Source organism: Deltaproteobacteria bacterium, from assembly GCA_021737785.1.
Taxonomy (GTDB): Bacteria; Desulfobacterota; DSM-4660; order Desulfatiglandales; family Desulfatiglandaceae; genus AUK324.
On the sequence record JAIPDI010000083.1, the window covers coordinates 1 to 11,883 of the forward strand.

General features: G+C 54.6%; 11 protein-coding genes. All 11 read right to left on the reverse strand.

All coding sequences use genetic code 11. From position 1 onward, the window contains the following. Positions 1 to 366: 366 nt before the first annotated feature. The 11 genes from moaA to K9N21_23125 all read right to left on the reverse strand — a co-directional run bounded on the left by moaA (position 367) and on the right by K9N21_23125 (position 11,513). Positions 367 to 1,347, reverse strand: coding sequence for a GTP 3',8-cyclase MoaA (moaA, locus tag K9N21_23075; GenBank protein MCF8146799.1), 981 nt, complete (start codon positions 1,345 to 1,347; stop codon positions 367 to 369). 69 nt (positions 1,348 to 1,416) lie between these two features. Then, positions 1,417 to 1,788, reverse strand: a complete 372-nt coding sequence (locus K9N21_23080) for a DnaJ domain-containing protein (protein MCF8146800.1) — start codon at positions 1,786 to 1,788, stop codon at positions 1,417 to 1,419. Between the two features lie 230 nt (positions 1,789 to 2,018). Beyond that, a complete protein-coding gene (locus K9N21_23085) occupies positions 2,019 to 2,867 on the reverse strand; it encodes an ARMT1-like domain-containing protein (GenBank protein ID MCF8146801.1) in 849 nt (282 codons plus the stop codon). Between the two features lie 48 nt (positions 2,868 to 2,915). After that, a complete protein-coding gene (locus K9N21_23090) occupies positions 2,916 to 3,146 on the reverse strand; it encodes a hypothetical protein (protein ID MCF8146802.1) in 231 nt (76 codons plus the stop codon). Positions 3,147 to 3,340: 194 nt separating this feature from the next. After that, on the reverse strand, positions 3,341 to 4,207 hold the full coding sequence (locus K9N21_23095; protein ID MCF8146803.1) for a 4Fe-4S binding protein: 867 nt from the start codon (positions 4,205 to 4,207) through the stop codon (positions 3,341 to 3,343). A gap of 16 nt (positions 4,208 to 4,223) precedes the next feature. Then, positions 4,224 to 5,060 (reverse strand): ATP-binding protein, encoded by an 837-nt coding sequence (locus K9N21_23100; GenBank protein MCF8146804.1) that lies wholly within the window; start codon positions 5,058 to 5,060, stop codon positions 4,224 to 4,226. A gap of 328 nt (positions 5,061 to 5,388) precedes the next feature. Next, positions 5,389 to 6,612: a P-loop NTPase gene (locus tag K9N21_23105; GenBank protein ID MCF8146805.1), complete on the reverse strand. Its 1,224-nt coding sequence runs from the start codon at positions 6,610 to 6,612 to the stop codon at positions 5,389 to 5,391. Between the two features lie 541 nt (positions 6,613 to 7,153). Further along, positions 7,154 to 7,765 carry a hypothetical protein gene (locus tag K9N21_23110; GenBank protein MCF8146806.1) on the reverse strand — a complete coding sequence of 204 codons (612 nt, stop codon included), beginning with the start codon at positions 7,763 to 7,765 and terminating at the stop codon, positions 7,154 to 7,156. Then, positions 7,756 to 8,292, reverse strand: a complete 537-nt coding sequence (locus K9N21_23115; protein MCF8146807.1) for a hypothetical protein — start codon at positions 8,290 to 8,292, stop codon at positions 7,756 to 7,758. The genes K9N21_23110 and K9N21_23115 overlap by 10 nt, the downstream gene beginning before the upstream one ends. A 99-nt stretch (positions 8,293 to 8,391) precedes the next feature. Beyond that, the gene (locus tag K9N21_23120) at positions 8,392 to 10,875 is read right to left on the reverse strand and encodes an AAA family ATPase (protein MCF8146808.1); all 2,484 of its coding nucleotides are present in this window, start codon (positions 10,873 to 10,875) and stop codon (positions 8,392 to 8,394) included. 191 nt (positions 10,876 to 11,066) lie between these two features. Beyond that, positions 11,067 to 11,513 (reverse strand): Hsp20/alpha crystallin family protein, encoded by a 447-nt coding sequence (locus K9N21_23125; GenBank protein MCF8146809.1) that lies wholly within the window; start codon positions 11,511 to 11,513, stop codon positions 11,067 to 11,069. Positions 11,514 to 11,883 lie beyond the last annotated feature (370 nt).

Consider the following 11,883-nt stretch of genomic DNA (forward strand, 5'->3'; position numbering starts at 1 on the left):
GGCAGCAAGGACATACCGTCCCATGAAAGGCTGTACTTGGGGCTGGAACAGACTGTATTGTAAAGCCCTGCTGCCGTCCCCAGGAGCTGTATTCGGTTTTTGTCCCGCCTCCTGGGCGGGAGGCAGAGACCCCCACGGGAAAACTTCTTCGCACGTTGTCCCGCAAGGCGGGATTACAGACAAAGACTCTATCGTGTTTGTGAACAAAATTTTTTGGCGCCTATCCGTCAGGCCCAAGGCCTGTGTGCAGGTCCTGTCTGACAAATCCCGGATGCCTGCTCCCGGATTAAAAAGATCTCTTGATCCACCATCCAGTATTCCCGACTTCTGCGGGATCTTCGCTTCGCTACGACCAGTATCCAGCCCTCATCCTCCGATACTGTGCATCTGACGAACGCATTTTCGAGGTCCCTGGACCAGCAACCCATGATCCTCGGGCTTATTTTCAATGGTCCACTCGATGAGCCGCAGGAGCGCCGCATCGCCCCTCCCCTCCCTGAGCGGGGTCTTCAGATCCGTCTCCTCATCCGAGAAGAGGCATCCTCGAAGGCTTCCCTCGGCAGTCAGGCGCAGCCGGTTGCAAATCGAACAGAAATGATGACTCAAGGCGCCTATCAGACCGATCTCTCCCTGAGCGCCTTCAATCTTAAACCTCTGTGCGGGTCCGTCATGGGGGTGGGATTTGACGGGCAATAAATTTCCCATGGTCTGGAGACGCTGATAAATCTCATCCGTAGATATAAACCTATCAGGGGCCCACCCATTTCCCCCGCCCACGGGCATCAGCTCAATAAATCGGATGCGGTAGGGCTTCTTTACGGCCAGTTCTGCGAAATCCAGTATCTCGTCGTCATTTACCCCTTTCATCGCCACCACATTGATCTTGATGGGGTCAAACCCCACACGTTCCGCCTCTTCGATTCCTTCCCATACCTGTTCAAAACAGTCCCTTCCGGTGATGTGGAAAAAGCGCTCCGGTTTCAGAGAATCGAGGCTTACATTGATCCGGCAGATGCCGCACCTTCTGATGTCGGCAGCGTAACGCTTAAGAAGTACCCCGTTGGTGGTCAGGCCGACCTCCTCCAGACCCGAAATCCTGCAGAGACTATCCAGAAAACCGGTAAATCCCTTACGCACCAGGGGCTCGCCCCCGGTGACCCTCACCTTTCGAATCCCTTGTTGAACGGAAAGCCGGACAAGGTGGAGCATTTCCTCATAGGTAAGAATGTCGGAATGGGGCATGAACCGGATGCCTTCTTCAGGCATGCAGTAGATGCATCTCAGATTGCACCGGTCCGTAACGGAAAGCCGCAGGTAACTGATGGTTCTGTGGTTTTTATCCTGCAATGGAAATCCTCCATGATCGCTTGATGGGATGGGTGTTACGTGTCGGGGGACATACTGTCCGGTCGCACGTCATCTCTTCCACCTGCCGCACCCTCTTTTGCCGAAACCCCTTCCCCTGCACCCGCCGGCCCGACCGGCGCCTGCGCCCATTTGAGAGAATCTCCACAGAAGGTTGATAAGGTCGTCATCAAGACCATTGCGGTGAAAACCCATATTTTCAAAAGGCCCCCTGGTCAGGAGATCATAGCGCCTCCGTCTTTCTTCATTTCCCAGTACATGATAGGCCTGGTTGATTTCCTTCAGGCGCTCTTCCCTCCCGCGATCGCCGTGGTTTGTGTCAGGATGATATTTTACGGCGAGTTCACTATAAATTTTCTTGATTTCTTCAGCCGACGCGTCGGGCCTCAGCCCGAGAACGCCGTAATAATTCTCTGTTGTCACAAGTCTTGACTCCCATCATCGGACAATTCCCAAAATCCCCACTGCAAATTACCCCGATGAAACAAAATAAATATTCTCACACAACGCCGCTGAGACACAAAGAAACCTTTCCTATGGACTGTCAGGAAACGGACTACCCCCCGTCAGGGCTTGGTCTGTTCTGAATCCCTCAATTGCTCAATCCCGGTTTATCCGGGTCAGGGTAAACGGCAATGAAGTATAGGCCAAAATCAAACCATCTTCAAGACAATATCGCCTTCCTGAACGTCGATATCCTCGGCAATGACCCGGCATTTTGTTTTCAGGAGAAAGAAGATGGGACGTTTCTCACTGGAAAGGGCCTCGTAATTCCCCTGGCCTTTGCTGATAATGCATTCGGCGCGGGTGTAGATCTTTTTAAATTCGCTGCTGCACGTGTGGAGGATGGTCCCCGGGGCGTCAGTTCCTGAAGATACAATGGTCGCCACTTGATCAATGCCTGCCTGCACAGCATCCTCGCAGGTGGCATCATTGATGATCGGGACCTCCCTTACCGCATAAATCACCGGTTTTTTCAGCTCCTCTATCAGGATCCGGTCAAAGACGCATTCCCCGGCATTGTCTCCGATATAGAGGATTTCATCGGCACTGGACAGGACATTTCTGAAGGCGGGATAATCCCATATGGCAGGGGCATTTTCAAGCGTCATCTCGATTTCCCGCTCCAGATCAAAGGCCCGGTGCGGACCGAAATCGATGACATTCCCGGCAATGGCCAGCCGGATGGCTGTTGCGAGCCTGTCGGAAGACGCCTCGACCCGGCCCTTGAGCGAGGGGTACAATGCCAGTGCCTCCCGGGTGCCCTCATCCTTCAGGACTCTGAAGGGATCCCGGTTCCCGGTGATCTCCCCCACTTTTTGGTAGATCCGTCTCCCGCTCTCCGGGGGCGTACTTTCCAGAGGGAGATCCCCCAGCATCCTTCCGACTTCATCCAGCACCCGCTTGATCAGCGCCTCATCATCGGTCGCTATCCGCGCGGCCCTGAGGGCCTGGGACAGAAAACAGGGAAGGCAATCCAGATAGGTCCTTCTGCAATCGATTGCCTTCTCTGACCCGGCGCCAACTTTAAACAGTCCCACGGGGCGGCCCTATTCCCACGTCATGGCGGCGCCGCACTTGGGACATTTCTGCTCAGAGCAGGGGACGCCCAGTTCGTGGGCCGTTTTCTCCCCGCAGCCGGGGCAGACGCAATTGCCCCCCGGACCTGCTGCAGAACCGCCCCCCAGCCCTCGGCCGCCCTGTCCTTGACCGCCTCCGCCCATACCTCTTCCTGTCCCGGGTCCCTTACCCCTGGGCCCTGTTCCGTCTCCTCTCGGCATGATGGCTACCTCCTTTCACCCCGCAATTTGGAGGGGTTTCGTGGGTGGTTTTTCAGGTTGACATCCCCCCGCCCCCCTGGGGGGTGGAAATCGTGCTTATATGTTCGGCAGCCCTCTATAAAAGAGGACCTTGACGGGTAGACTCTCCTTTGCGAAGGCGGAACCCGGAGCGCGGAACGGGGAAGGGCTCACGGTCAAATGCCGAGATCGCCTGTCAGATCTTCCCATAACTTGAGTACCGCCCGGCACCCTTCGGACCCGCTGTCAAACTCTGCGATGGTCTGCCCCTGAACCATGGCCCTGGTGAAGGTCGGATCAAAGGGGATCCTCCCCATCACGCGCACATCCCTCTCTCGGGCAAAGGCCTCTATCGCCTCTCCCTGTTCTGGATTCAGATCGAACTTGTTGACACAGACCATTGCGGGAATCTTGAAAAAGGCCGCCAATTCGGCCACCCGCTCCATGTCGTGCCGGCCCGAAACCGTGGGCTCTGCTACGATCAGCACTCCGGCAGCCCCTCCAAGGGATGCAATGACCGGGCAACCGATTCCCGGGGGTCCATCGGTAAGGAGGAGGTCCAGATTTCTTTCTTCCGCAAGCTTTTGCCCCTGCTGGCGGATCAGGGTGACCAGTTTCCCGGAATTCTCCTCTGCAATCCCCAGACGGGCGTGGGCCATGGGTCCGAAACGGGTCTCTGAAAGATACCACTCCCCACAGGTATTCAGAGGGAAGTCGATGGCCTTTTCAGGGCAGAAGTAATAGCAGACGCCGCACCCCTCACACTCGATGGAATCCACCACAAAATCCTCGCTGATGGCATTCCATCGGCACAGATCCCTGCACAGGCCGCATTCGGTGCACTTGTTCTGATTGATGATTGCGGTATATCCGGATTGAAAATCGTGTCGTTCCCGGATCTCCGGATTCATGATCAGATGGAGATCGGCCGCGTCCACGTCCGCGTCACAGAGGACCTTGTTTTCGGCAAATGAGGCAAATGCCGAAACCACGCTCGTCTTTCCCGTACCTCCCTTACCGCTGATGATAACAATTTCTTTCATTGAAACAGCTCCTTTTTCATGCAGCGAGTTTTTCGATGCGATGATATAAGTCCAGGAATCTCTCTTTCCATTCGGGCATCGCCTCCACGATCATCTCCCCCCTTGAATAGGCCTCGGCCATCTGCCGGTTAAAAGGAATCTCCATTAATATGGGGACATCCTCCTGTTGCGCATAGGACCACACCTTGTCGTCTCCCATGTCGGATCGGTTGATGACCAGGCCGCAGGGGATATCCAGGATGCGAACCGCCCCAACGGCCAGTTGGAGATCGTGCAGGCCGAAGGGCGTCGGTTCGGTCACCAGCAGGACAAAATCCGCACCCTTCATGGAGGCGATCACCGGACATGAGGTCCCGGGAGGAGCGTCGATGATGGTCAATGCGCCGGGCCGGGCATATTCGCGCACCTTTCGGATGAGGGGGGGCGACATGGCCTCTCCGATCCTCAGCCTGCCGTGGATGAACTCTATCCCGTTTCGCTGTCCCCGTTCAATCACGCCCAGTTCCCGGCCGACCTCTGTAATGGCCTTTTCAGGACATACCTCCATGCATCCGCCGCAACTGTGACACAATTCATGAAACGGCAACACGGTTTCACCGATGACCACAATGGCTTTGAACTGGCATATCTCGCCGCATTTCCCGCACAGATTGCATTTTTCTACATCCACCTCGGGAACCGGGGTGGTAACGGTCTGGACCTCTTCAATCGTCGGGTGGAGAAAGAGATGGGCGTTGGGCTCCTCCACATCGCAGTCCAGGACCTGGACATTGGACCCCACGGAAACAGCCATATTGGTGGCCACCGTGGTTTTCCCCGTCCCCCCCTTTCCACTTGCAATACTGATAATCATGCCTGACTCCTTACTGGATGCTGGATACTGGATTCTGGATACTGGATACTGGATACTGGATACTTGTTGCTCGATATTGGATACTCGATGCTGGTCGGAGCGAAGCACAGATCCCGCAGGATTCGGGACCGGATATTGGGGTTTGTCGCGTTTATTGAGTTCATCGGGTCTATCGGGTTTCGTCAACCCATGTCGCTATGCCCCATGCGCCATGCTGTTGACTGATACCCGATAACGCCTTTTCCCTTTCAGCTTTGAGCTTTCAGCTTCTTTCCTTGCGCCTCACGCCCCCCTCCCTGCTCCCTGCTCCCTGCCCCCTGCCCCTTACTTAATGGTCGCAGATATTGGCGCCCGATACCAGGGACTTGGAAAGATACTGATGGGCCAGGGACTCGGGCGCGTCCATGGGGGCGCCGATGATAACCTCGATCCCCTTCTCCCGCAAAAGTTCCTGGGCCCTTTCGCCCATTCCGCCGACAATGACCACGTCGGCCCCCTGCTCATGGAGCCATTGGGGAATCACCCCCGGTTCGTGGGCCGGAGGGGTCCGCATCTCCGTTCCCGTAATCTTGCTGTCCAGGGTCTCCATAAATGCAAACTGCTCGCAATGACCGAAATGGGCCGCGAGCTTTCCTCCGGTTACCGGAACCACAATCATTTTCGCGTCCGGCGAGGATTTCTTTCTGGCCGGGACTTCCTTCGGGGTCTCGGGAACAGTCGCCTTCCGGGTTTCGGAAAGTTCGATAACCGCGTCCACGATCTTGTTGAATTCCCGGGTAATGGGAAGATCCGGGTTATCCAGGAGTCCCATATCGCCGACATCCCCATTGGACACGACCTGCGGTTCAATGGGGAGGGTCCCCAAAAGCCGCAATCCTTCCTTTTTGGCAGTCAGCATCCCGCCCTTGGTCTTGAAGATGTCAATGGATTTTCCGCAGTGGGGGCATATAAACCCGCTCATGTTTTCCACAAGACCCAGAATCTGCATATTGACCTGACGGCAGAAATTGATGGATTTTCGCACATCCGCCAACGAAATCTCCTGGGGCGTGGTCACGATGAGGGCCTTTGCGTCCGGTATGGTCTGGGCAACGGTCAGGGGTTCATCGCCGGTCCCGGGAGGGGAGTCGATGATCATGTAATCGAGATCGTCCCACTCAATGTCCGAGATGAACTGCCGGATAACGCCGATCTTGAGCGGTCCCCTCCAGATCGTGGCCGCGTCCTTATTGTCTCCCATGAGGGGCTCGATGGAGATGACCTCCATATTGGGAAGATACTCTACCGCGCGGGCCTTCCCCTCCCGTGTGGCCGGGCCGATGGTTCCTTTGAGCCCTAACATGCGCGGGATGCTGGGACCGTGAAGATCCACGTCCATAAGACCTACCCGGTAGCCCCGTTTGGCCAGGGCGACCGAAAGATAGGCCGCAACACTGCTCTTCCCCACGCCCCCTTTGCCGCTCATGACCAATATCTTATTCTTTATCCGTCCCAGTCTTTCTTTTATCTCCACATCCTGCTGCTGATGCTGATCCTTTTGACTCCCTGCCATTTTCATAAACATTAACCTCCGGTTTTTCTTTTGAATTCCTATGCGCTAAAATTAGAGAATGATATCCATGTTAATCATTCCGATATCATCTGCCACCCAGCCTCCTATTCCGCCTGGAACCGGGCAGCCTTGATCCCATAACAGATTCTGTTCGGAAAATAGATGCCCTTAAACCAACGGCGCTCTTTTGTCACGGCGCCGGTCGAGCAGAGAAATTTCCCGACCCTCCCACTGCCCGGAACCTCATCCGCAACAATAAGAGCATACCACGGCCCGGCTATCGCAAGTAGTATGCCACGGTACCCATCGAACAGCTGGTCAGCCGGCAAACATCTAAATATCAGCAGGTTACATTGGGACAAGACGTCGAGGAAAAGCAAGGGCGTTGCGACTCCCATAGCGATCCTGCAACGCTTTTATTCATAAAAATTGCAATATTGATATGTCGGATATCTTCATTCATCCGAAAGGGTCCTGAACTCAACCTCTGGATACCGGCAACCGGGAGACAGGATAGAAAGGTCCTTTAATCGCGGGGCAATTATATCTTTTGATAGATGGCCAGGATCCCCTCCATCGGGCTGAGATGCCGCAGGAGACGGAAGCCGGGGTACTGCGGCAGGATCTTGTGGAGCCCGTAGACCATGAAAACGGCATCCTTTCGGGCCCTTTCCGCCAGCATCTCTGCAAACGCGTCATGCATGACCAGATAGGTGTAAAAGAGATGAAACGACTCAATCCCCCGGCCTGTGCTGCGGGCCACCGAATCGTGAAGCCGCCGGTCAGTGGAATCGCCGTGAAAGAGAAAGATATTTTCCGGGGGGGGCCGAAGCCCTTCCTTTTTCAGCAATGCTTCCAGTTGAGACCGCAATGGATTGTATTCCTCAAGGGTCCATTCATCCAGCTCGATGCCGACCGACAGCCTGACCAGATAGCTGAAGAAAAGATTCACCCTCCCGTCTGCGCATCCCAGATCCAGGAATGCGGTCTTATCCGGGACGATGATCTTTTCCTTCATCAGGCGATCCGCGCACGCAAGGAGCGTCTTCAGGTCAGTGGACCTCCTGAAGCCCAGAGGACCCGAATCCCCCACCTTTCTCCGGTCATAAAAATCAGCGATCCTGGCGAGGCTGTTCCGGATGTTCAGGTCCATGTCTTCAACACGCTCTTAATACGCTCATGGAGCATAAAGAGGGCATTCGCCTCTGCTCCCTCTTTTTCCCGAAGTGCGCTTATCCTGCAGGGGTCGACCTGATCGGTTACGTTTTTGCAGAGAAAATTGATGCAGATGATATGACGGGCCGCCAAGAGACACCCGTCCGCGCCTGAAAGGAAGCAGGCATCGGGGTGGTATCTCTCTTCGGGAAGATGCGTCCCGAGGAGGAGATTGATCAGAAGGAGCCAGACATCATACCGATTTTCTATGCCGGCCCCGCAGCACGATCCACCCTCCTCCCGGTCACACCGCCGGCATATCTCAGCAATGCCGGTTTGGGCCATCTCTTGCCGGGAGGCGGCAACGGCTTCTCTCAGGTTTTCCAAGAGACCGGCGATCCCCCTCTCCTTGAGGAGGGCCTCTCCGAATCTCTCATAATTGCGTCGCGCCCAGGCGATCTTTTCCTCGATGGGACTCGAAAGGGATATGGGGGACTCGACATTGGGCATTGGGTACGGGTTCATGGTCATGGCTACTGGATATAAGTCTTCTCCTTACGCCTACTCCCTACTGCTTACTGCTTAGTCCCTACTGCCTTCCCCCCGCCCCCTGCTCCCTGCTCCTTACTCCCCCTTCTTTTTCGTGCTCCGGGTCCCTTTCTTTTTCCCATCGTCCTCTTTATCGTTGCCGAAGTCCTTAAGCCCCTCGGCCAGTTTACTTAACTTTTGGTCCACCAGGTAATTGATGCTCCCCCTCGGATAGGCCCCCTTTTCATTTTTTTCTCCTGCCTTCTTTCCGGTAAGGATCTCAATCCCCTGGTCAATGGTTTTTACCGGATAGATGTGAAAACGGCCCTTTTCCACCGCCTCCACCACATCTTTGCGGAGCATCAGGTCCTTGACATTACTCTCCGGGATCATGACCCCCTGCTTGTTGGCGGCCCCCATTTTGCGGCAGCAGTCAAAGAATCCTTCGATTTTTTCGTTAACCCCGCCGATGGCCTGGACCTCGCCCTTCTGGTTGACCGACCCGGTGACCGCGATATACTGCCGGATGGGGACTTCAGACAGGCTCGACAGGAGGGCGTAGATCTCAGTGGATGAGGCGCTGTCGCCGTCCACACCCCCGTAAGACTGCTCAAAGGCGATGCTGGCGCTCATGGTCAACGGCTTGTTCTGTGCGAATTTTTTCCGGAGATAGCCGCCCAGGATCAGGACCCCCTTGTTGTGGGTATTGCCGGACATGTCCGCTTCCCGTTCGATATTGATGATGCCGGCCTTTCCCATGGAGGTGGAGGCTGTAATTCGGGAGGGCTTTCCGAACATGTAATCCCCTAAGGAATACACCGCGAGCCCGTTCACCTGACCCACGACCTCCTTGTCGATATCGATCATCAGGGTCCCCCGGTCGATCATCTCCTGGATATGCTCCTCCACCATATTGGACCGGTATCTCCTGGCTGAAATCGCCGCTTCCACGTGCTCCTGCGCCACCGTCTTCAGATCCTTCTGACCGGCGAAAAAATCGGCTTCCCGGATAAAGTCGGTGATCTCGGGAAAACTGGTGGAAACCTTTTCCTGTCTTCCCGTCATCCGGACGGCATGTTCCACCAGGGCCGCCACTGCGCCCCGGTCAAACGGCCTGAGATGCTCTTCCTCTGTCTTCATCTTTACGAAACCTGCGATATGCTGGATGGATGTCTCGTTTTTTTCCATGGACGTATCGAAATCCGCCCGGACCTTAAACACCTTATTGACGTCCTGATCGTACATGAGAAGGAGATGATAAAGATAGGCGTCGGCAATGACCACTACCTTGACATTCAGATCGATAGGCTCCGGTTTGAGCCCGGTCGTAGTGAAGAGATAGAAGGGATCATAGGTCTGGATCTCGAGCTGCTCGCTCTTAAGCGCCCTTTTAAGGGCCTGCCATACACCGGGTTCCACAATGGCGTCCAAGAGATTGATGACCAGGTACCCCCCCATGGCCTTGACCAGCGACCCGGGTTTGATCTTGCTGAAATCGGTGCGCCATATGCCGGCCCTGTCCACGATCCGCTCAATACTTCCGAAGATGTTTCGATAGGTGGGGTAGCTTTCCACAATAATGGGCGGGGACTTTTGATCGCTGTTGTCCACCAGCAGGTTGACCTGATAGGGCTGGAACCGCTCTCCTTCCGGCACCATCATCATAGGAAGGCCAGGGATCTGGGCCTGCTGCTGCGGATTAAAGATCTGGAGGTTGTCGGCCAGATCTTCCAGCATCGCTTTCAGGTATTCCTGGATGGACTCGGATTGAAATTTTTCAAAGATCGGGGCCGCCAAATCCGACGCGGTTTTTATGAAGGTTACCCGGTCCATCTCTTCCACCTTTTCCTGGACCTCTTTCTGGAGGTCCCGGAGCATGAGAAAGATCTGGTCGATCTCTTCCCGGAGCTGGCTGTGTTTTTCCTTCATGGTCTCAAATTCATCTTTAGGGAACCTCCCCTTTTCCACCATCGCCTCCACCTGATCAATGTGGATCGGCTTGTCGTCTACCAGCGGCATCACCTCCGGCCGTTTGATCTGACCAATCTGGATGTCCACCAGGGCAAAGCCTTCCCCCTTCACCCGCTCATCCAGATTCTTGAAGAAGGCCTTCCCCTTAGCCTCATACGCCTCCATGATCTCTTTTTTCATGTTGATGTATTCCTGGCTCTCGAAAAGCTGGGGGATCTGCTTCTTCAGCGCCTCGATGAAATTGCTGATCTCTTTCTTAAACTGTATGCCGACGCCTCCCTCGAGGCGGATCAGGATGGGGGCTTCCGGGTTCTTGAAATTATTGACATAGCAGAGGTCGTCCGGGACCTTGTCCTTCTTGGATATCTCCTCCAGTAGTTTCTTGACAGTGGTCATCCTGCCGCTTCCGGGCATCCCTGTTACGAAGACATTGTACCCTTGTCTGTCTATGCCCATACCGAATTTGAAGGCCTCAACCGCCCGCTTCTGTCCGACGATCTCCTTCAGCGGTTCCAGATCATCAGTGGTTTCAAAAGGAAGGGTGGCAGGATCGAGCCTCCATCTGAGATGTTCCACAGGGACTTCAGGATAAGTGCTTTTTTTTGCCATTGTCGATCTCCTTAACTTTGGTGAAAACTTGAAAAAGAACGTCGAAACTCCCTACCCCTGAGAATGCTGTTCCCACGGAATCCTCCATCGGAAGTTCAGCGGAACAGGTGCGAATCAGTCCAAAACGAATGTTCCAAGTTCCATAATACCCGGGAGTCTACTTTCCGCTTGATCCACTCTCGTCTGCGGGTTCAATATATCTCCACTCGAATTTTGCAGGTCTCTCTCGGTTTCCATTTAGGCACCACGATTTTCAATATGCCCCCCTGAAGGGTCGCCTTGATCTTATCGATTCGTGCACGGATCGGGAGCGGAACGGTACGGGAAAAAGACCGGAGCTTCCTTTCCACTCGCTGATAATAACCGCTTCCTTCAACAGAGGTCTCTTTTTTGCACCCTTTGATCGTCAGTTTCTCATCCGTGACCGAGATATCCAGGTCTGCGGGATCCACTCCGGGGATAACCGCTCTGATGGTGAGGGCCTCATCGGTATGGGTGATCTCCAGTAAAATGCCTCCGGAAAAACCTCCCATCAACAGGTCTGCACCGACGTCGGGCCAGCACCGGTTAAGGAGCTGATCCATGTCCTTCTTCATCCTGTTTATCTCATCATGTATCCAGGGGATCAGTTCTGTCATGGCAGGATCTCCTTATTCGCAACAATTTATCCTTTTGATAAAAAGCATCTGGTGTCGTGAGCGCCATCCTTCGCCATTCTACGTTCGATGTTGGATGTTAGGCCCTTCATTCTGAGAGATTATCTCTCAGACGTTCGGTAACGCGTTGAGATCAGAACCCTACTTAGGAATTCCGAATTGAGGAATTAAGGAATTGGTGGGATGAGACATCATTTGGTAAAATTCCATAATCCCTAAGGCGGCCTAACAGCCGCAACCAAAAGGTTTCACCCAAGTCCCGGAAGCGTTCTGGACGCCCGTGGGGGTCTCTGTTCAAGAGCTGCAATAAAATGCGGTCGTATCGTTCGGCGGCCGCCCCCGGGCTCCGAAT